This is a genomic window from Bdellovibrio sp. CKG001 (assembly GCF_055397465.1).
Genome location: NZ_AP029173.1, coordinates 3,058,779 through 3,078,318 on the forward strand (window position 1 = coordinate 3,058,779; position 19,540 = coordinate 3,078,318).

20 protein-coding genes are annotated in these 19,540 nt (G+C 49.9%); 14 read left to right on the top strand and 6 right to left on the bottom strand.

Annotated elements, in window-relative coordinates:
* Nucleotides 1-53: 53 nt before the first annotated feature.
* The gene (locus ACZ50P_RS14390) at nt 54-755 is read right to left on the bottom strand and encodes a pirin family protein (RefSeq protein ID WP_464131967.1); all 702 of its coding nucleotides are present in this window, start codon (nt 753-755) and stop codon (nt 54-56) included.
* Between the two features lie 153 nt (nt 756-908).
* On the opposite strand from ACZ50P_RS14390, the gene ACZ50P_RS14395 reads away from it, so the two are divergent.
* The 11 genes from ACZ50P_RS14395 (at nt 909) to ACZ50P_RS14445 (ending at nt 10,557) form a co-directional block, all read left to right on the top strand.
* On the top strand, nt 909-1,799 hold the full coding sequence (locus tag ACZ50P_RS14395; RefSeq protein WP_464131969.1) for a LysR family transcriptional regulator: 891 nt from the start codon (nt 909-911) through the stop codon (nt 1,797-1,799).
* A 59-nt stretch (nt 1,800-1,858) separates the two neighbouring features.
* Nucleotides 1,859-2,653 (top strand): thymidylate synthase, encoded by a 795-nt coding sequence (locus tag ACZ50P_RS14400; RefSeq protein ID WP_464118401.1) that lies wholly within the window; start codon nt 1,859-1,861, stop codon nt 2,651-2,653.
* Entirely contained in the window at nt 2,650-3,159 is a 510-nt protein-coding gene (locus ACZ50P_RS14405; protein WP_464131971.1) for a dihydrofolate reductase, read from the top strand. The genes ACZ50P_RS14400 and ACZ50P_RS14405 overlap by 4 nt, the downstream gene beginning before the upstream one ends.
* 104 nt (nt 3,160-3,263) lie before the next feature.
* Complete coding sequence (locus ACZ50P_RS14410; RefSeq protein WP_464118403.1) at nt 3,264-3,578, top strand: PilZ domain-containing protein; 315 nt, start codon at nt 3,264-3,266, stop codon at nt 3,576-3,578.
* A 15-nt stretch (nt 3,579-3,593) separates the two neighbouring features.
* A complete protein-coding gene (gene murB / locus ACZ50P_RS14415; protein WP_464131973.1) occupies nt 3,594-4,607 on the top strand; it encodes a UDP-N-acetylmuramate dehydrogenase in 1,014 nt (337 codons plus the stop codon).
* A gap of 109 nt (nt 4,608-4,716) precedes the next feature.
* Nucleotides 4,717-5,952, top strand: coding sequence for a M14 family metallopeptidase (locus ACZ50P_RS14420; protein ID WP_464118405.1), 1,236 nt, complete (start codon nt 4,717-4,719; stop codon nt 5,950-5,952).
* Nucleotides 5,953-6,095: 143 nt separating this feature from the next.
* Nucleotides 6,096-6,794 carry a hypothetical protein gene (locus ACZ50P_RS14425; protein WP_464131975.1) on the top strand — a complete coding sequence of 233 codons (699 nt, stop codon included), beginning with the start codon at nt 6,096-6,098 and terminating at the stop codon, nt 6,792-6,794.
* A gap of 40 nt (nt 6,795-6,834) precedes the next feature.
* On the top strand, nt 6,835-7,503 hold the full coding sequence (locus tag ACZ50P_RS14430; RefSeq protein ID WP_464118407.1) for a glutathione S-transferase family protein: 669 nt from the start codon (nt 6,835-6,837) through the stop codon (nt 7,501-7,503).
* 75 nt (nt 7,504-7,578) lie between these two features.
* On the top strand, nt 7,579-9,132 hold the full coding sequence (locus ACZ50P_RS14435) for a S8 family serine peptidase (protein WP_464131977.1): 1,554 nt from the start codon (nt 7,579-7,581) through the stop codon (nt 9,130-9,132).
* Nucleotides 9,133-9,283: 151 nt separating this feature from the next.
* The gene (locus ACZ50P_RS14440; RefSeq protein WP_464131978.1) at nt 9,284-9,733 is read left to right on the top strand and encodes a hypothetical protein; all 450 of its coding nucleotides are present in this window, start codon (nt 9,284-9,286) and stop codon (nt 9,731-9,733) included.
* A 146-nt stretch (nt 9,734-9,879) separates the two neighbouring features.
* On the top strand, nt 9,880-10,557 hold the full coding sequence (locus tag ACZ50P_RS14445) for a TetR/AcrR family transcriptional regulator (protein ID WP_464131980.1): 678 nt from the start codon (nt 9,880-9,882) through the stop codon (nt 10,555-10,557).
* Nucleotides 10,558-10,628: 71 nt separating this feature from the next.
* On the opposite strand, the gene ACZ50P_RS14450 is transcribed toward ACZ50P_RS14445, so the two are convergent.
* Together ACZ50P_RS14450 and dacB are read right to left on the bottom strand one after the other, a co-directional pair.
* A complete protein-coding gene (locus tag ACZ50P_RS14450; protein ID WP_464118411.1) occupies nt 10,629-11,804 on the bottom strand; it encodes a lytic transglycosylase domain-containing protein in 1,176 nt (391 codons plus the stop codon).
* A 30-nt stretch (nt 11,805-11,834) separates the two neighbouring features.
* A complete protein-coding gene (gene dacB, locus ACZ50P_RS14455; RefSeq protein ID WP_464131981.1) occupies nt 11,835-13,259 on the bottom strand; it encodes a D-alanyl-D-alanine carboxypeptidase/D-alanyl-D-alanine endopeptidase in 1,425 nt (474 codons plus the stop codon).
* 236 nt (nt 13,260-13,495) lie between these two features.
* On the opposite strand from dacB, the gene ACZ50P_RS14460 reads away from it, so the two are divergent.
* Nucleotides 13,496-14,428 carry a signal peptidase II gene (locus ACZ50P_RS14460; protein ID WP_464131983.1) on the top strand — a complete coding sequence of 311 codons (933 nt, stop codon included), beginning with the start codon at nt 13,496-13,498 and terminating at the stop codon, nt 14,426-14,428.
* Between the two features lie 102 nt (nt 14,429-14,530).
* A complete protein-coding gene (gene hflX, locus ACZ50P_RS14465; RefSeq protein WP_464131984.1) occupies nt 14,531-16,000 on the top strand; it encodes a GTPase HflX in 1,470 nt (489 codons plus the stop codon).
* Here the strand turns inward: hflX and ACZ50P_RS14470 are convergent.
* The gene (locus tag ACZ50P_RS14470; RefSeq protein ID WP_464118415.1) at nt 15,997-16,827 is read right to left on the bottom strand and encodes an exonuclease domain-containing protein; all 831 of its coding nucleotides are present in this window, start codon (nt 16,825-16,827) and stop codon (nt 15,997-15,999) included. The two genes, hflX and ACZ50P_RS14470, sit on opposite strands and share 4 nt — an antisense overlap.
* Nucleotides 16,828-16,935: 108 nt before the next feature.
* On the opposite strand from ACZ50P_RS14470, the gene ACZ50P_RS14475 reads away from it, so the two are divergent.
* The gene (locus ACZ50P_RS14475; RefSeq protein WP_464131986.1) at nt 16,936-17,619 is read left to right on the top strand and encodes a TorF family putative porin; all 684 of its coding nucleotides are present in this window, start codon (nt 16,936-16,938) and stop codon (nt 17,617-17,619) included.
* Here ACZ50P_RS14475 and ACZ50P_RS14480 read toward each other — a convergent pair.
* Both ACZ50P_RS14480 and motA read right to left on the bottom strand, forming a co-directional pair.
* On the bottom strand, nt 17,591-18,547 hold the full coding sequence (locus ACZ50P_RS14480; RefSeq protein ID WP_464131987.1) for a flagellar motor protein MotB: 957 nt from the start codon (nt 18,545-18,547) through the stop codon (nt 17,591-17,593). The two genes, ACZ50P_RS14475 and ACZ50P_RS14480, sit on opposite strands and share 29 nt — an antisense overlap.
* A gap of 109 nt (nt 18,548-18,656) precedes the next feature.
* A complete protein-coding gene (gene motA, locus ACZ50P_RS14485; RefSeq protein ID WP_464118419.1) occupies nt 18,657-19,523 on the bottom strand; it encodes a flagellar motor stator protein MotA in 867 nt (288 codons plus the stop codon).
* Nucleotides 19,524-19,540: the final 17 nt, after the last annotated feature.

Below are 19,540 nucleotides of genomic sequence, written 5' to 3' on the forward strand. Positions count from 1 at the left end.
CAAAATAAAAAAGGCGGAGCATTCACTCCGCCTTTTTTTGTTTTTTTTAAAACCTAGCGCAGATCAAACAGCAGGAACTCGGTTTCCTTCAGAGCCTTGATCTGCAAGGACTCTTCCTGCTCCACCGCCAGGCCATCGCCGGATTTCAACACCTGACCATTGACCTCCAGCTCGCCTTCTGCCAGTTGCAACCAGGCAGCGCGACCGGGACGAAGTTTGAATTCCTGTTCATACCCTTCGGTGAACACAGACGCATACAGGTTCACATCCTGATTGATCATCTGACTGCCCTCACGACCGTCTTTGGAAACAATCAGCTTGAACTGATCGAGCTTCTGCTCCCGAGTGAAGGACTGCTGTGTGTAACCCGGCTTAGCCCCGGCCACATCCGGCATGATCCAGATCTGGAACAATTGAAGCTCTTCTGTTGGTGACGGATTGTACTCGCTGTGGCGCATGCCGGTTCCGGCGTGCATGGTCTGAATTTCGCCTGCTTTGATCTGGCCGACGTTCCCCAGACTGTCTTTGTGCTCCACAGTTCCTTTCAATACATAGGTGATGATTTCCATGTCGCGGTGAGGATGAGTGGGGAAACCGGAAGATTTCGCAATCCAGTCCTGATTGATCACACGCAAATCACGGAAGCCCATGAATTTAGGGTCGTAATAGTCGGCAAACGAGAATGTGTGCATGGATTTCAGCCAGCCGCCAAATTCCGCATAGCCTCTGTCGGCAGATTTACGTTGATACATCATAAAGAACTCCTCTCTTCGAGCGCTACGCCATTGTAGCTATATTTTTGCGCCCGTACTGTTGCTTCTTTGCATAGTTGTTGGCGTCAGGAAATATCCTACAAAATAAAATGATCTAAAAAAATTATAATTTTTCTATTAACATGATCTAATTTTTTGATATACTTTCCTGGTATGACGCTGGATCAACTGCAAGTCCTTAAAACCATTGTTTCTTCCGGAAGCTTCCGAGCCGCTTCCCAGGAATTGCATCGCGCCCAGAGCGCGGTCAGTTACTCCATGCGCACTTTGGAAGACGAACTGGGTTTTAAATTATTTAGCCGCGACCAGTACCGTCCGACATTGACCCCCCAGGGCCGGGCTTTCTTAAAGAAAGCCAATGACCTGATCTTTCAGTTCGATGAACTGGGGGAAACTGCTGAGTTTTTAAAAAGAGGACATGAACCGATCATCCGTCTGGCCGTCAGTGCGCTGTGGCCCCTCCCGAATTTGGTCGGCGCGCTGAAGGAATTCTCTTCACGCTTCCCCCAGACGGAGATCAAAATTATTCACGATGTTCTCAGTACAGATGAACAACTGCTGGAGGACCATGCCGACATTTCCCTAGGCACGATCTTTAACGAAAAAGGACTCCTCATCACTGAGGAGCTTTTCACTGTGGACATGGTGATGGTGTGTTCAGCCAAGCATCCCTTGGCAAAACTGAAAAAACCCACCACCGAAGATCTGAAGAAGTATCCTCAGATTGTTCTTTCCAGCACGGTGAAAAGCTCCGACCGCTCAGGTGGTATCGTGAATCAGTCCAACACCATCAGCGTGCAGGATCTGCAAACCAAAAAAGTGTTTCTGGAGGGCGGCTTGGGTTACGGCCGCATGCCCGACTTCGCAATTAAAGAGGAAATCAAGAAAAAATCCCTCGTGACGCTGGGACAAAAGCCGATCACCCTTCACGCCAGTATCGCTCGACACTCCGCAAAGGATTTAGGCCCCTGCGGCAAATTCATCTGGAACTACTTTTCACGTGGACAAGGCAAGAAGCTAAAATAGAATGTTCGGCGACAGAAACACCCGCTTTTCACCGGGGCGGGCGATCGCAAGGAGGCAGAATGAAGCAGTATCATGATCTCATCAAAACAGTGCTTGAACAGGGTGTAAAAAAAGAAGACCGCACAGGCACGGGTACGATTTCCATGTTTGGGTATCAGATGCGCTACAACCTGCAGGAAGGCTTCCCCCTGGTCACGACCAAGAAGCTTCACACCCGCTCCATCTTCCATGAGCTTTTGTGGTTCCTTAAAGGTGACACCAATATCAAGTATCTTCACGACAACAAAGTAACCATCTGGGACGAATGGGCCGATGAAAATGGCAACCTGGGTCCGGTGTATGGTAAACAGTGGCGCTCGTGGGAAACCGCTGACGGACGCACGATTGACCAGATCACAAATGTGGTGGAACAAATCAAAAAGAATCCAAATTCGCGCCGTCTGCTGGTTGTGGCGTTCAATCCTGGTGACGTTGACAAGATGGCCCTGCCGCCTTGCCACGCTTTCTTCCAGTTCTACGTGGCCAACGGAAAGCTTTCCTGTCAGCTGTATCAGCGCAGCGCGGATATCTTCCTGGGCGTTCCGTTCAATATCGCCAGCTATGCATTGTTGACTCATATGATCGCGCAGGTTTGTGACCTTGAAGTGGGTGACTTTGTTCACACACTGGGGGACGCCCATTTGTATTTGAATCATCTGGAACAAGCCAAGCTGCAAATCAGCCGCGACCTTCGCCCGCTGCCACAGTTGAAACTGAATCCTGCGAAGAAAGATCTTTTCGACTTCACGTATGAAGACATTGAAATTGTCGGCTACGATCCACATCCGGCGATCAAGGCCGAGGTGGCAGTATGATTTTGACTCATGTGGTGGCTTGCTCTGAAAACCGCGTGATCGGGGCACAAGGGGGACTTCCCTGGCATCTTCCCGAGGACATGAAGTTTTTCCGCGAGACCACCAAGGGTCACATCATGATCATGGGCCGAAAGACTTTTGATTCCTTCAACGGTCGTGCGCTGCCAAACCGTTATCATATCGTCATCACGCGCGATCCGTCCAAACACAGCTTCCCTTCGACCGAATCAAGTCCTGTGGTCTTTGTATCTTCGATCGAAGAAGCCGTTGAACATGCAAAACCCCTGACTGAAAAGTGGGGGGATGAAGTGTTCATCATTGGTGGTGGCGAGATCTACAGACAAGCTATGCCGATCACGGACAAAATCTATCTGACGCTGATCCACCAAGAGTTTCCGGGCGACACTTATTACCCTGAAATTGACCAAAGTATTTTCACCCAGACTCACCGTCGGGATGTCGAAACGCCCATACCTTTTTCGTTTCTGACCTACTTGCGAAAGTAAGGTCCAGAAACAGGTCCCAATTTGAGAACGCACCATTTTGGACTCTACCAACACGATTTTTTCTCCGAGAATAATAGCAAGCACTTTATCCCGGAGAGTGTCGGATGAGTTCAAAGACAGCCGCAAAACGCTATAGAACAAAAGAGATGGCGCATATTGAAGTCTATGGCCACATCGGGATTTTGGTGGCCAAACTTCGCAATCTCTCGCAAACCGGCGCATTCCTGGAAGTGTCTCAAGGCGACTATGTCCCTCAAAAAGGTGATTTGCTAAATCTCACAGTTAAGCTAGACACCGTCGAACGGACTCACAACGTGGCCGCAGAAGTGATTTGGAGCAAAGGTTTGGGACTTGGCATTTGCTTTATCCATAAAGACCAAATCCTCGAAAGAATGATGGCCAAAACTGGCAGCTTCTAATATGATCTCTGCTTAATGCAGATTCACACAAATCAAGACCTCAGCTCTTCCAACACCCTTCAATTGCGCTCGCAAGCCGAGCATTACGTGGAATTGCATAAGCCCGAAGATCTGCACTTCTTATTGAACGATTCTCAAGTCAAAAAGATGAACTGGAAGATCCTGGGAGGCGGAAGCAACCTGGTACTCCCCTACAAGGTTCAGGGTTTGGTTCTAAAAGTCGCCAATCAAGGCTGGTCCCTGATCAACGAAGACACTGATTACTGGTTCGTCAAAGCCCAAGCTGGCGACATCTGGAACGAGTTTGTGCAATGGACCCTGGCACAAGGCTATTGGGGGCTGGAAAATCTGTCCTTGATCCCCGGAACCGTGGGGGCTGCCCCGATTCAGAATATCGGGGCCTATGGTGTTGAGGTGAAGGACAGCCTGTGGGAAGTGACCTGCCTTGAGCTGATATCCGGTGAAACGAAAGTCTTTTCGAACAAGGATTGTCGCTTCTCGTATCGGGAGAGTTTCTTTAAACAAGAAGGTGCCGGCAAGTATCTGATCTGGGATGTGACTTTCCGTCTGCCCAAGAAAAACACCTTACGACTGGAATACGGCGATATCCGTAAGGAAGTCGAACGCCAGGGTTGGACTTTGGATGCACGCAGCGTTGCCAAAGCCGTGATCAATATCCGTCAAAGTAAATTGCCGGATCCCAAAGTCATCGGCAATGCTGGAAGCTTCTTTAAAAATCCCATCGTCACACAAGAACTGCGCGATCAGCTTCTGATCACCTATCCCAATCTGGTCAGCTTTCCTTATGAGCAGGGTCAGTTCAAGCTAGCGGCAGGCTGGTTGATCGATCAAACCGGCTGGAAGGGCAGAACTCTTGGCCCCGTGGGTATGTACGAAAAGCAGGCGCTGGTGTTGGTGAATCACGGTGGCGCGACGGCAGAAGATGTTTGGCGGCTGGCAAGTCAGGTGGCCCTGGATGTGAAAAACAAATTCGGCGTGGATATCGAACCCGAACCTATTCGCTGGTAGCCCGACAAGCTGGACCTAGGTCGGCACGACTCTACCTAAGCCTTGTACCCTAACATAAAATCCTCTCACAATATGGTATCTGAGAATCTCAGAAACCCAAGGAGGGGTTATGAAAATCACTAAATGGCTGAGCCTTGTCGCCGTTGCAGCGATGGCACTTTTGCCAATCCAAAACGCACAATCTGTCGATACCAATCAATACTGGATGAAAGTTCGCGCGACCGACAAGTTTCAACGAAGCCTGATTGCCGATACCGGTGCGACGATTGAAACCACGCGCGAAGACTATGTGATTGCAGTGGGCAGCCTGGATGAAAAGAAAGCCATCGAAGAACTGGGGCTTCTGGAGGTCAGCTTTCCGTTGACTGAAGCCATGGACTTCCCAGCCAAGGATGCCGCTTTTCATAACTATGCCGAAATGACCGACAAGCTCCGCACCCTGACGCAGCAACACTCCGGCATTTCTCAAATGAACTCCATCGGAAAATCATTGGAAGGCCGTGACATCTGGGCTGTGAGAATCTCTGGGGACCTTGCTCAGGCGGATTCATTCCCGGCGGCGATCTTCATGGGCGGACACCATGCCCGTGAGCATCTGTCCATTGAGCTGCCAATTTATTACATCGAATACCTGCTAACGGAATACGCCAACGGCAATCCGCGCATCCAACGTCTGGTGAACGGACGCGATCTGCACTTCATCCCAATGGTCAATCCAGATGGCGCTGAGTATGACATTTCCACTGGCAGCTATAAATCCTGGAGAAAAAATCGCCGCCAGAACAGCAACGGCACTTACGGAGTGGATCTGAATCGCAATTATGGCTACGGTTGGGGCGGCGGCGGTGCCAGCACAAGCCCTGGCAGTGATACCTATCGTGGACCTTCCGCCTTTAGCGAACCGGAAACTCAAGCGATCAAAAACTATGTGGAAGCGCACGAGAATATCACAAGTCTTCTTTCCTTCCACACCTATTCACAGTTGATTCTTTACCCTTGGGGGCATCAATACGAAGGCATCGCCAACAGCCGCGACAAACAAGTTCATGAAGTGATGGCAAAAAAGATGGCAGAATGGAACGGCTATCGCCCTCAACAGTCTTCTGAACTATACATTGCCAGCGGAGACACCACTGACTGGTCCTATGGACAACACAAAATCATCTCTTTCACCTTTGAGCTGGATCCAGCCAACAGCGGCTGGGGTGGCGGAGGCTTCTATCCCGGTGCTCAAATCATTCCCGAAGTGCAAAGAAAGAATTTAGAACCGGTGCTGTACATGATCGAATACGCCGACAACCCTTACCGGGTGTTGGAAAGTGGCGGTCCGATCTTCAAGCCTTAAGGAAAGTAAAAACAAAATATACTCTGAAAAGGACGCTGAAATTGGCGTCCTTTTTTTGTTTTTTTGCACAGATACTCCTGCCAAGGTCTAATTTCTCAGATTTGGACTCTGTATTTTGACGGTACCAACTTCATGCTTGATGTATGCCAAGCATCAGCTATCAAATCATCCCACTTCATCATGTGTGTGATTCCCAAAAAGAGCTCCTCAATGAAGTCTTCGGACTTTGGGAAGAAACGTTCGGTCATGTGCTTAACAGCGCCGGTGTCGAACTGGATTACGATGACTTCTTCCGCTGTCATGCCGCCGGGGTGCTGCTTTATAAAAATGAAGTGGTGGGATTTAATCTATTCACCACTTTCGATCTGAATCTGCACGCCCACCGCAACCACAACTACTTCAAAGATCTTGATCCCCAGTTTGTAAAATCAGTCACCAAACAAGGCAGCAAGATCATGACGATGGAATACTTCACCCTGTCGCCCCTTTGGCGCAAGCAGTCCCAGGAAATTCCCTGGGGCGAGATCCTGACAGGACTGGGACTATTCTACATGGATCAATCACCTGCCGACCTAGTGGTCGGGACTCCCCGCGTGGATCTGAAAGTGGATTCCATGTGTGAACGCCTGGGGGCTACGATCCAGGGTCACATCGAGAAAATGAACTACAAATGCGCCATCGCGGTCTTTGAAAAAAAAGATCAGCGCCACTTCGCCAATCCTCTGACCCACCACTGGGTGAAAAAGCTCTGGGCCAAGTATATTCACAAGAAACAAGAAAGAAGCTCGGCATCACCACCACCGTTTGAGATGACCCTTGCCGACAGTCCCTCGTCCGTTTAGACTGTGACAGCACCACTTCAGCAATACCGGAGGTATTTTCGTGGCCTATCACGTTCACAGCGACAAGCCTTTCTTTGATTTGATCATCGGGGATAAAACATTTTCTTCCTGGTCCATGCGTGCGTGGCTGGTGGCGGTTCAGTCGGGCCTGCCGTTTAAGGAAATCAATATCACTCTGGATCAGCCTGACACGGCAAAGAAGATCCTGAAATACTCCCCTGCAGGCAAAGTTCCCGCCCTTCGCAATGGCAAAATCATCATCTGGGATTCTTTGGCGATTGCTGAATATATCAATGAACTTTCCCCTGAAGCGCAGCTGTGGCCTGAAGACATCGGAGCCCGAGCCCTGGCAAGAAGTTATGCCGCGGAAGTACATTCTGGTTTTGCCTCTTTGCGGGCACAACTAAGCATGGATTTGCAACACAAAGGGGACGTCAGACATCTGTCTCCGGGCACTATCAAAGACATTGAGCGCATTTTACAGATGTGGACAACCGCCCTTAAAGTCAGTGAGGGACCTTATCTGTTTGGTGACTTCTGTATCGCCGATGCCTTCTTTGCGCCGATCGTCTTCCGCTTCCTATCATACAACGTGCAGATCAAAGACAAGACGGTCCGCCAGTATATGAAGAACATCCAAGAACATCACGGTGTGCAGTTCTGGGTGGCAGAAGCTCTGAAAGAGAAAATCGCCCGTAAAGTCTTTTGACACTCCGGTAAAGCTTTCAAGGCCCCCCGGCCACCCCTTTACATAAAGACATGAAAAGGTGAACTTCTAGCGACGATGAAGTTCACCTTTTTTACTTTCTTGTTGAGCATTCTTTTAACTCCTGCTGCCCAGGCCGGTCGCGCCATCGTGTTCATGAAGGACCGCCAGGCCTTTGAAACCGCACGACTTCCCGTCAAGGTTCAAAAGCACCTAAAGAATTTAAACACCTTCATCGTCGAAGCCCCACACGAGTCGCAGCTGCAAGCTCTTAAAAATCTTCCCGGCGTCAGCTATGTGGAAAAAGAACATAACCATCCCCTGGGCCTGCGCCCGCAAAAACAATCCCGTTTGGCCAATATCGCCATTGACCGAGCAGAAAGAACCTGGGGTCTGGAAGCTATCAAAGCACCCCAAGCCTGGGACCTCGCGGGGAAAGGTCAGGGCATTCGCGTGCTAGTGCTGGATACCGGCATTGATCCAAAACACCCCTCCTTGAAAGACAACTTTGAAAAAGGCCGTGACTTTACCGGCCTGAGCAAAGGCGAAGACTTCACTGATCAAACCGGTCACGGAACTCACGTCGCAGGCACGGTGGCCGCGGTCGAAAACAATGCGGGCTTTGCCGGTGTGGCTCCCAAAGCTAAAATTCTAGCTGGCCGCGTATGCAGTGAAATGGGTTGCAACAACGTTGCGATGATTGAAGGACTGGATTGGGGCGTAAGTGAAAAAGTCGACGTGATCAATCTGTCTTTGGGCTCTACAAGTTCGTCCCCCGCAGAACAAGAGGCGATCTTGCGTGCGGATCGTGCTGGTATTTCTGTGGTGGCGGCGACGGGCAATTACGGCATCGACAGTGTTCTTTTCCCCGCGGCCTATCCTTCAGTGATTGCTGTCGGGGCCGTGGATAGAAATATGGAAATCGCATCGTTTTCCCAGTACGGACCAGAAGTGACCGTGGTGGCTCCGGGTGTGGAGGTGATTTCCACCTATCCAGTGGGCAAAGGTCGCAAAAGCTTTTTGACTCTGAAGGTGGGTGCCCGCCGGATTCAGTCTTCGATTGATTTGATGATGGGAACCACGCCCAGTTGGAATCCTCAGGAAATGACGGTGGTCGATTGCGGCCGGGGTCGTCCCGAGGATTTTAAGGGAAAAGATCTGACTGGAAAGATCGCTCTGGTTGCAAAAACAAATCAGAACTTTGCAGATCAGATCAGGTCAGCCATGCTTGCAGGTTCTCGCCACGTTCTGATCTACAATACGGATGACCAATACACGGACCTCCGTTTGTTTGAAAAAGAAAATTCGCTCTTTGCCAGCGCCTACTTGATTGATGCGAAACTGGGTTGGGAACTGAGATCTTTGCTTGCCGCCGGGAAAAATCCGGTCGTGTCATTGCAGACGATTGGGACCAATTACTTTGAAACGTTTGGAACTTCCATGGCTTCACCGCACGTCGCGGGGGTCGTGGCCCTGATCAAAGCCACCAACAAAAAGCTGACTCCCGCACAGATCAAGTCCCTGCTGATAAAGACAGCCCTGCCATTGACTCCGAATGATCATAACAAGTTCGGCGCAGGATTGGTTGATGCACAAGCCGCTGTCATCGAAGCCCAACGACTTTTGAAATAGTCGACCCGGGGTGGAGTCTTTCCAGCCAATAATGTGCCTGCTGTCAAATATTGAGACAGTCACTTGCCTTCAGGTAGCCTCTAAATGCATAAAAGGTTGGCCAGAGCCTTGCTAAATGGATGTCTGGATTCCTTGAGAGAGGTTTTTACGTATGTTGAAGTTCTTGTTGGCTGCTGCAGTTATGATCGGATTTGGGTTGTCCCAGGCTCAGGCTTCGGGTCTTTGCCAGGTTTCCAAGACCGCCAAGCTTGCCATGGACCAACGAGACGATCTGCGCTTGCGATGCCTTAAACAAAAGAAACAACAGATCTCTGTGGCCCAGTGTCTTAACATCGCGGCCAACATGGAGTATTCTACTAACGCCGAAGATGCACGTTTGATTTGCCTTTATGATCTGCGCACGCGTCCGACGTTAAAGGAATGCCATACCATCACGAAGGCTATGGAGTTCCCAGACTCAGGAGATGAAGCCCGTTGGGAGTGCCTGCGTCACTTTAATAAGACGATCTCAAAGAAGCAGTGTAATAAGCTCGCCCAAAGCATGAGTTACCCTGCGAACGAGCAAAGAGCGCTCCAGTACTGCGATCAAGAGCTTCAGTAGTTTTCGTCGAAGAAAGCCTCACATTATTCTTAAGATTTTATTTACAAACATTACAGGTTTGTAAAAAACCAGACTTGCCCACGCGTCCAGACGAACCTATTCTGTCCTCACGGACTTCGGGTCCACAGAAAGGGTATTCGTTAATCATGATGTCACCGGAAGAAAAAACGAAGAAAACTAAGATTATCGTCAAGGCACCTACTCAAGAACGTTCACGCCAGACAGTTGCGACTATCTTGGATGCCTGTTCTCGCCTGCTAGTAAGTGAAGGCTTTTACTCTATCACGACGGATAAAATCGCCAAAGAGGCGGGCGTTAGCATCGGGTCTTTGTACCAATTCTTTGGCAACAAAGAATCCGTTGTTCAGGCCGTGGTGAAGAATATCCTGGAGGAAGACAAACGCATCTTCAGTGAGAAAATGCGCGCCGTCTCTCCACTTCCACCGGAACAGCGTGTGAAGGGAATGATCGAACTTGCTGTGGAGACCACTCGCCGTAACTCAGAACTTCGCTCTAAACTGACCACCATTCAGTACTATGTAGCCGAAGCTGCTTATATGTCTGAGTCCATCCGGTTCTTCCAGGAGGTTGTTCGCTACAATCTGCCTCAGATCCCGGGTCGCGATATGGAAAAGATCTCCTACATCATGGTCAATGCCTTTATCGGCCTGACTAACACCATGGCGATCGACAACCCGACAGCCATCCATGATGCGGCCATCGTTGAAGAGATCTATCAGCTCTTCCACAAGTATCTGGATATGAATGCAACGGCACCGGCTCCTGCGGCGACTGTAAACCGCAGCAAAGGTGACTTCATCTAAGATCGACTTTTAGAAAATAAAAAAGGGAGCTGCAAAGCTCCCTTTTTTTGTGCCCTGATTTAATTTCGGACTTATTTTCGTTCCATTGCCACCATGCGGTCACGGCGAGCTAGGGAAATCAAAGCCACATTGTACTTGTCTTTGGGAACGGCAATCACTGTTTTCGCAGGGATCGGATGACCTTTGCGGGCTTTGAATGTCAGGTGGGGATTGAAGATCTGAGCCTTGCGGTCATCACCGTCAAACCAACTGACGATCTCTTTATATTTCACTGATACTGGCAATTTCAGATCCTGGGCATCCAAAGGCTTGGACCACACCACAGAACCGAAATATTTGTTTGCGTTCTTTTCCACTTCCACTGCCGCCAAAAAGCTTGCGTAGAAGTTACGGGACGCAAAGCCGAAGCTTTTACGTGAACGAACATTGGCAATCAACTCACCCAACTCACGGGTTTTATAATTTTCCGTCATCTTGCGCACGCCCGTAGGACCATGGTTGTAACCCGTCACCGCCAAAGGCCAGGATTGCAACATGCCGTAATTCTGACGAAGAAGCTTCGCCGCCAACTTGGTTGCTTCCATCGGATGGTTTCGTTTGTCCACTGTCGGGGTAATCATTTTATAAGGCTTTGCCGTGTAAGGCATGATCTGCCAGATACCGCTCGCCCCGACTTTAGAGCGCGCCATAATATTGAAACTGCTTTCAACGAATGCCAGGCGAGTCAACTCGACCGGGACCTTGGCATCACGGAAGATCTTTTCCATCTCTTCAATGTAGCGACCGGAATAGAAGATCGCATCCTGCATACGATCCTTTTGACCCAACTGGAAGCGAAGACGGTCCCTTTCTTCCTGGGAAAGTTTTAAACCGATGACTTTTTTAACCTCATCGATCTTCTTCTGCTGGGCACGTTCACCCACAAGGCCTGTCAAATCGACCACTTCATAAACGGTCTCGACATTTTCAGCATCATGGATCACACCCTGATTCGTGGAGTACTTGGTATAGATATCCACCCAGAACTGAACCTGCTTTTCCATGCCCTTCGGGATTGCAAAAGCTTCGTCATGATAGCCTAAGAAGGACTCCTGACCAGAAAACACCGGCGCACGCCAAGGACGACTTTCCTCCGGGTTTCTTCCCATCACCTGTGGAACGACCTGAGAAGCAAGATCCCCTTGAGCCATCGCCATCGGCGCACTCAAAAGAACTGCGTATAGAATTGAGACACTAAATTTCATCATGGAGGTCCACCTTCCACAGTTTTATTCGGCTTATTTTACAAGATAGATAAGTAAATTATCAAAAAACGAACGAATCTTCGTCTCATCCGTAGAACCATTGTAAACGAAAGAGAAAGTCACAACTCGACCGTCCTCCAAACCCGCATAACCCGCCAAGGAGACAACGCCAGTCAGGAATCCCGTTTTCGCACGCACCCAGCGTTCGGCTGGAGAGTTTTTCATGCGCTTCTTCAGCGTGCCATCAACCCCTGCGATCGGCAAGGAGGTCAGGAACTCCGGCTGGACTCGGAAGTCGTTGCGTAAATGCTGCAGGACCTTCCACATAGCGAACGATGACATTTTGTTATCGCGAGTCAAACCCGACGGCGACTGCAAATGATACTGATCCGCCGGCACACCCAGACTTTGCATGTGCTCATTCAAAACAGCCACGCCATCTGCCAATGAAGCACCCTTTGTTTTTTTCACGGCCCCCATATTCTTTGTCAGCATCTCTGCCACATAGTTGTTGGAGAACTTGTTCATGTCAGCCACGATGGCTTCGATCGCCTTGCTTTCTGATTCGGCAACCAGTTCAGCCTTCTCTGGTGTGACACCATTTTTGATGTTTCCGGTGAGTTGAATTCCCCGCTGTGCCAGAAAAGATTTCAAATTGTAGCCTGCCCAAAGGTCGGGCTGCGTGATGTTCTTAAAGACAACAACCTCTTTCAGGCCCTGCCCGATGCTGCCGCCGACATGAATCACATCGCCATCGAACTTTTTGTCCTCCTGACGATCCGCCAGAAGTTTGTTCGCCGAACCCGCGACAGTCTTGGCTTTGTTCACCAGACGGATGTAATCATTTTCAGGATCAATGGAAACATCCGCCCCATTTCCCACACCGTTGGGACGAACGAAAATATTCACGGAGTTCCAGTTAAAGCTCATCGCCCCGACTGGCGCATCATAGGCGCGATCCACCCGCTCTTTTTGGCGGCTCATGTCGTAGCGAATCTTATCAAACAGAGAATCATCAACGACAATATCCCCTTCGATCTTCTTGATTTTCGCACGCGTGAACGCGTTCACCAGGAACCACATATTTTCAGAAACAAACGACGGATCACCGCCGCCTTTCAGATAGATATTCCCTTTCAAGGTGCCATTTTTGACATCCCCGGTGGTCAGCAACTGAGTTTTGAACTTGTACCCCGGCGGAAAAGACGCCAAAACCGCCGAAGCCGTCGCCACCTTGGAAATAGAGGCCGGAATCATCACCTTCTGACCATTCACGTCCAGCAAAGTCTTCAGCTCCTCCCCCTCACCAATAGTCGCATAGATACCAACATCCTTGGTACTCACCCCATACTTCTTAGCCAAAGCCTCAAACTCTTTCTGGACATCCCCAAACTTCTCATCGGCCCGCGCCGAAACTGCTACAAAAACAATCAAACAAACATTCAAAAGAAATCTCACGAAGTCTCCAATCCCAATGAGAAAAGCCAGCTCAGAAGCAAAAGAAAGCGGGTCAAAAAGGTTCAGCCGCAAGGCGGAGGGATGCCCTCGCAACGCAGGCGTGCCCGTGGCACGTCGAAGTGAGAAGGCGTCCCGCCAACGCAGTCGGATGGACCTTTTTCACCCGCTTTCTAGACGATGGTAATGAGAGGTTTTTTCGTTCGCAAGTCCTTGTGTGAATTGTTAGACTGAAGTGCATGAAAAAACGCGAATGGCTAATTGTGATTCTTCCTCTTCTAGCGACGTGGTCTTTGGACCGCATCACAAAAATATGGGCCACGGGCATCACCCAGATTAAATCCTTCGGTCCGGTGCACTTCGTTTTGCACCACAATCACGGTGCGATGCTGGGACTGTTTTCCGACCTTCCGTCTGTTCTGCGTATTGTGTCTTTATCCACCGGCGGTGCTTTCCTGCTAGCGACCTACGCCTTGATTCAGTATCTGCTGCCGATCAAGTCCCTGACTCTGCGTTCGGGTTTGTCCATCTTGATTGGCGGGATCATCGGGAATGTCACCGACCGTATCGTCTGGGGTTACGTGGTCGACTTCATTGTCCTGGGAACTCCGTCCCTGTCCAGTCCGGCATTTAACATCGCCGATGCCTTGCAATGGCTGGGCTATGGATTGATCGTCTATGCGATCATTCGTGAGGGAGAACTGCTGTGGCCGGAAAATAACGTGCGCAAGCAGTACTGGGTGAATATGCCTTTCCAGCTGAAATACTGCTTCATTCTGATGGGCGTGGGTTTAAGTCTGACTTTGATTTGCTCGGTGTTTTCCTACACCTATATGCGCGTAACGATTCAGGAGCTGGTCGGAAATAATGCTTTTCTGCTGAACAAGTTTCTGGTGCCGTTTGTAATCACGTTCCTGATTATCTCTGTCGCTTTCTGCGCGATCCTGTTCGCGGTCGGTCGCCTGATCTCCCACCGTATCGCAGGGCCTTTGTATGCATTTGAAAGGTTCCTGAATGAAGCCCTGGAAGGAAAAGCCAACGCCAATCTAAAATTGCGCGCCGGTGACGAGTTCAAGCATCTGGAAGAATTGGCGGAAGAGGTCAACAAACGCCTGCACCAGATCAAAAAAGAGCGCACCGTCAACGTCATCGAGTACTCTGAAAGCGAATAAGCCCAGGTATTTGTTACACTCCGACCCGAACTCATCTTTGAACCCTGAATAATTTCAGGGGTTTCGCTGGCTTTTCCATGGGCCTGTGCTATACCGTTCGCCATGAACGAAACAAAACCTCTGAAGGCAGTCCTTGTCGGCATCCAAACCCCTCGCACCACTTATGAAGAGACCCAAGAGTCCTTGACGGAGCTTTCCCGTCTGGTCACCACTTTGGGCTATGAGGTTGTCGGCCAAATGTCCCAGCGTCGTACGTCCACGAAGACAGCAACAGTCCTTGGGGATGGAAAACTGATGGAACTGGCAGAATGGACCGGTGGCACTGGAAAAGTGGCGCCGTCTTTTGTGAAGAAGAAACACAAGGCCGCCCTGAAGTTCAGCAAAAACAAAGAGGACGAAGACGATGATCTTTTCGGAGACAACGTCGAAGAGGTCTTTGATGTTGAACAAGGAGCAGAGGATCTGGATGCTTCTGCGGATACGGTTCCCAAAGAAACTGCCGAGGTTGTGGTTTTTGACTGCGATCTTTCGCCTTCCCAATTAAAGCTTGTTGAAAGCGCCACCAGTGCCAAGGTTTTGGATCGCACGGGTGTGATCATTGAGATCTTCAGTCGTCATGCCAGAACCAAAGCGGCTCGTTCCCAGGTGGAAATCGCTCGCTTAAAATACGTAGCCCCGCGCATGCGTGAGGCTTTAGGGGATGACGATCGCCAGGGTGGTGGTGGTAAAGGTGCCGGGGAAACCAGCATCGAATTGGATCGCCGTAAAATCCGCGACCGCATCAAAGAACTAAAACAAGAACTGGCCGCCGTATCGCAAGAGCTGGATCAGCGCCGGGCTCGTCGTGATCAGGAAATTTCCGTCGCTTTGGTGGGTTATACCAACGCTGGAAAGTCCTCTTTAATGCGTGCTCTGACTGGCAGTGATGTTCTTGTCGCCGACAAACTGTTTGCGACCCTGGACACCACGGTCCGTGTTCTTTATCCAGAGACCCGTCCTCGTATTCTGGTTTCCGACACCGTTGGTTTTATCAAAAAACTTCCGCACGATCTGGTGGCCTCGTTCAAATCCACTTTGGACGAAGCGGCCAATGCTTCGCTTTTGCTTTACACAGTGGACTGCTCTGATCCGACGTTCCGATCCCAGCTGGAAGTCACGCGCACGGTTTTGGCCGAAGTCGGTGCGGCCGATCTGCCAAGTTTCCTGATTTTCAATAAACGCGATCGCCTGACGCCGGAACAAGAAGCCGAGTTGGCAAAAGAATTCCCAACTGCTCACTTCATGTCTGCAAAGAACCCTGACGATGTGGCCGCTTTGCATGCCAAACTGGTCAAACACTTTGAAGAAGAGATGATCGAGGAAGACGTCCTGATTCCTTACACAACTCAAGGGGCCATCGGCGAAATCCGCAGCAAAATGCGCGTGCTTTCAGAAAACTATGAAGGCAATGGCGTTGTGCTGAAGATCCGCGCCCACAAACAGGATCTGGAACAAATGAAAGAACGCTTTGACCTGACCCCAAACAAGTCCAAAAAGAAAAGCAAACTTAGCTGGAATATCGACGAAGACTAAATCCAGATCACCTGGGCATCACTGATACGATTTAAATAGTATCTTTTATGCGACTGATCTTTATGGCAGAAGGCGTACAGATAGTCGCCATCGGGATTGCGAACGATGCCAATCGGTGTGACCCGGCGGGTTTCACCTTTGTTGGATCCACCTTCATAGGACATATCGACATCTTTTTTGGTCTGAATGGCATCGATCAGAGTTTTGATGGGCGCCGCCGTCAGCGCATTGATGGAGTAGTCTTTCCATTGCAGGTTCTTCCCCTGACTTTTGATGGCTCCGGCCAAAGTCATTTCCGGTGGCATCTTGGCAAAACAAGCCAGTCCCACATGCAGGCAGGCCTTAGCATCGTCGTAAGCCCGGTGCGCTTGACCGCCATCAATTCCCAGGTGCTTCACCAAGGTTTGCAGCTTGTGATTGTCCACGCCGTGAATCCACTTTCTGGACAGCAGACTGGTGCATAAAGCAGGCTCGGTCAGAACAGGCAGAAAAGCCTTTTCAAAATCAATGGCCATGAATCCCAGATCAAAAGGGGCATGGTGTGCCATCACCACAGCACCCTTGAAGAATTCGTGGATCTCCTGGATTTTTTCAGAGATTAAAGGGGCATCCTTTACCATCTCATTGGTGATGCCGTGGATGCCGATGATAAAGTCACTCATCAGTTCGCGCGGTTTGAACAAAAACTGCAAGCGCCCGACTTCTTCCCCCTTGTACCACTTCACGGCCCCGAACTCGACCACGTCAAATCCGATCGGATAAGCTCCGCTGGTTTCAGTATCAAAGGCAACATAGGTGTATTCGTTTAGGGGCAAATCCAGATTCATAGCGGGCCAATCTACCCGTCCTTGGGCTTTTGGTCCAGTTCCCGTTGCAGGGGCCCTGCGAAAACTTTGTTTTTCCCACGTCTTTAAGTCACAATGAGACGACTATCTATGCGAAGATACATTACTTTTACCGTTATTCTATTGAGCACTTTAGGGGCCTTAAACTCCAAAGCCAGCACGTCCCCCACTTTCGATCTTTCCGGAGACGTGAGTCTGCTTTCCCATTATGTGGAATATGGACTTTCCCAATCAGACCATTCACCGGCTTTGCAGGGTTCATTCTGGTTTAACTTTGGCTCGCAGTTCCGACTTGGAGTTTGGGGTTCCAACACAAACTATGAACAAGGTGACGATCATTTCAATCTGCGCCTGAATGCCGATATCAAAGTTGATTTTTCACCCAATGCCAATCTGATTATCGGTTACAGCGAAAGCCAGTTTTATAACGGTGGTGATCACAACGGCAACATTTTGAGTCTGCACCTGCATCTGTGGAAATCACGGATCATGTACGATGCCCTGTCCAACTGGGAAGCCAGCAAAGAACGCTCAGCACGCTTTGCTTTTGGCAACACCATGGATGTCTTTGGTAGCTGGAAATGGGATAACGAGGTTGGGTACAACACCCCCGAGGTGGATTCCATCAATCCTTACTTCGATGCCCGCACAGGGTTAGGACGAAAATGGGGGGTGATCTTCTTTGAAGGAGCTCTCACCGGAACCAGTGAAAGCTCTCAGTTTAACGGCGCAGGGGATTACTTCTTTATTCTGTCTGCGAAGACGGAGCTGTGAAGCCCGCTTCTTCTTTCAGATCCTGATCGACCTGTTGCTTTAGATCCGGCTTTTCCGCTTTCTTGCGGTTGCTGATCTGGTTCACAAAGTTGTCATATACAGACATATCCACACGCGAAGGCCCGAACAAGGTGTCCAGCTTGCGTGGCTTTCTGCCATCAGAAGTGATTTCCTTCTGGGCGATCTTCACACGAATGAAGCCCACCAGTTTTGCCGGGTCCACTTCCCCGCGTTTTTCTTTGACGTTGATACCACCGGAAACATCCACGGTGTTGTTTTCCAAAGAAGCCAGAATCTTGTTACGAACTATATCATAGCGTTCCGCCGCCACTTTGTTAGCCGTCATCAGGCTGGCATCGGGAACTGCCTGCACGAACAAACCGGAAGTCAGTTTGATATTGGCATCTTTCAAGCCTGTTGTGATGCCTTTGATTTTGTCCATGACCTTCACGAAGTTCGCATTCGGTGTCGCCGAACCACGTTCAAACAACATATAATCTGGAATATCAAAGTCATACCCTTCCGGAGTTACCGTGACGTTCTTCGCCACGTCGTTCATCTGATCCGCCAGATAAGCCGCCACCACTTTTGTGGAGCCCATATCCAGCAGGTTCGGAGTTTTGTCCGCCGGTTCCATGAAACTTTGGAAGGCCTTCAAAGGCTCATTCAGAATATCCAAGAACAATTTTTCAAGAGTGATTTCCGCACCGAAGTTCTGGAAGTTGTATTCAATAACAGACGGAGTGGAGAAATAATCAGAAACCGCTTTTTTGGTTTCTTCAGACTGCCCCACCAGCCACATCACCAGGAAGAAGGCCATCAATGCTGTCATAAAATCGGCCAAGGCCACCTTCCAGGAACCCCCGTGGTGACCGCCGCCCGATACGATAATTTTCTTGATGACTATCGTCTGTTTTTTTTCTGCCATAGTTTAGTTCCAGTCCAGTTGCGGGGCTTGCGCCCCTCCACATCCTCGGCGGGGCCGACCCAGTCCAGTTGCGCGGGCAGCGCCCGCTTCACTTCCTCGGCGGAGCCGATTACGCAGCTTTCTTAATTTCTTTTGTAGCCTTGTCGATCTCTTCAAAAGAAGGTCTTTCTTCTGGCATGATCGAACGGCGTGCATACTCTACGCATACAATCGGTGGTGCGCCTCTTTGCAACGCCACCATCGCAGCTTTGATACATTGAAGATAGCGACCTTCAGCATCGATATCTGCGCCCATTTTCGTCGCCGTGGGACCAATCAGACCGTAGGCTCCGAAAACCCCTAGCATCGTACCAACCAGGGCGCTTGCAACCAAGGCACCGATCTTTTCAACCCCGTCGGTCAAATGGGCCATCGTTTTTACGATACCCAAAACCGCGGCAACGATCCCCAGACCAGGGAAACCGTCAGCCACTGTCTGTACTGCGTGAACAGCCATGTGTTCTTCGTGGTGAATCGCCTTGATATCTGCATCGAGAAGGTCATCGACGTCATACGGAGACATCTCAGCAGACAATGTGATTTTCATCGTGTCACAAAGAAAATGAACGGCATGATGATTGTGCATAAAGCTGGGATAAGCTTTGAAGATGTCACTCTTATCCGGCTCTTCGATGTGTTTCTCGATCCCTTGAGGCCCTTCTTTTCTGAAGGCTTGGAAAAGCTGGAACATCATCTGCAACAACTCAACGTAATCCTGCTTTTGAGGCCCTTTGGCCGTCATAGCTTTGATACTGAGTTTGAAACCGGCTTTGATAATTTTCATTGGGTTGGCAATGATATAAGCTCCCAATGCGGCGCCCCCGATAATCATCAGCTCCAGTGGAGCTGCCTTGATGATCACAGACATGTTACCGCCTGCGATCAGGAAGCCCCCGAAAACCATCACAAATACGACGAGAATACCTACAAAACCCATAAGTTATGACCTCTCAG

Excerpts from the sequence above, each read along its gene's own strand:
- ACZ50P_RS14410 (WP_464118403.1), top strand. The coding sequence starts at position 3,264 with ATGAGTTCAAAGACAGCCGCAAAACGCTATAGAACAAAAGAGATGGCG.
- ACZ50P_RS14480 (WP_464131987.1), bottom strand. The coding sequence starts at position 18,547 with ATGGCAGAAAAAAAACAGACGATAGTCATCAAGAAAATTATCGTATCG.
- ACZ50P_RS14435 (WP_464131977.1), top strand. The coding sequence starts at position 7,579 with ATGAAGTTCACCTTTTTTACTTTCTTGTTGAGCATTCTTTTAACTCCT.
- ACZ50P_RS14450 (WP_464118411.1), bottom strand. The coding sequence starts at position 11,804 with ATGATGAAATTTAGTGTCTCAATTCTATACGCAGTTCTTTTGAGTGCG.
- ACZ50P_RS14405 (WP_464131971.1), top strand. The coding sequence starts at position 2,650 with ATGATTTTGACTCATGTGGTGGCTTGCTCTGAAAACCGCGTGATCGGG.
- motA (WP_464118419.1), bottom strand. The coding sequence starts at position 19,523 with ATGGGTTTTGTAGGTATTCTCGTCGTATTTGTGATGGTTTTCGGGGGC.
- ACZ50P_RS14440 (WP_464131978.1), top strand. The coding sequence starts at position 9,284 with ATGTTGAAGTTCTTGTTGGCTGCTGCAGTTATGATCGGATTTGGGTTG.
- hflX (WP_464131984.1), top strand. The coding sequence starts at position 14,531 with ATGAACGAAACAAAACCTCTGAAGGCAGTCCTTGTCGGCATCCAAACC.
- ACZ50P_RS14475 (WP_464131986.1), top strand. The coding sequence starts at position 16,936 with ATGCGAAGATACATTACTTTTACCGTTATTCTATTGAGCACTTTAGGG.
- ACZ50P_RS14400 (WP_464118401.1), top strand. The coding sequence starts at position 1,859 with ATGAAGCAGTATCATGATCTCATCAAAACAGTGCTTGAACAGGGTGTA.
- ACZ50P_RS14470 (WP_464118415.1), bottom strand. The coding sequence starts at position 16,827 with ATGAATCTGGATTTGCCCCTAAACGAATACACCTATGTTGCCTTTGAT.
- ACZ50P_RS14445 (WP_464131980.1), top strand. The coding sequence starts at position 9,880 with ATGATGTCACCGGAAGAAAAAACGAAGAAAACTAAGATTATCGTCAAG.
- ACZ50P_RS14460 (WP_464131983.1), top strand. The coding sequence starts at position 13,496 with ATGAAAAAACGCGAATGGCTAATTGTGATTCTTCCTCTTCTAGCGACG.
- ACZ50P_RS14425 (WP_464131975.1), top strand. The coding sequence starts at position 6,096 with ATGCCAAGCATCAGCTATCAAATCATCCCACTTCATCATGTGTGTGAT.
- murB (WP_464131973.1), top strand. The coding sequence starts at position 3,594 with ATGCAGATTCACACAAATCAAGACCTCAGCTCTTCCAACACCCTTCAA.
- ACZ50P_RS14420 (WP_464118405.1), top strand. The coding sequence starts at position 4,717 with ATGAAAATCACTAAATGGCTGAGCCTTGTCGCCGTTGCAGCGATGGCA.
- ACZ50P_RS14390 (WP_464131967.1), bottom strand. The coding sequence starts at position 755 with ATGATGTATCAACGTAAATCTGCCGACAGAGGCTATGCGGAATTTGGC.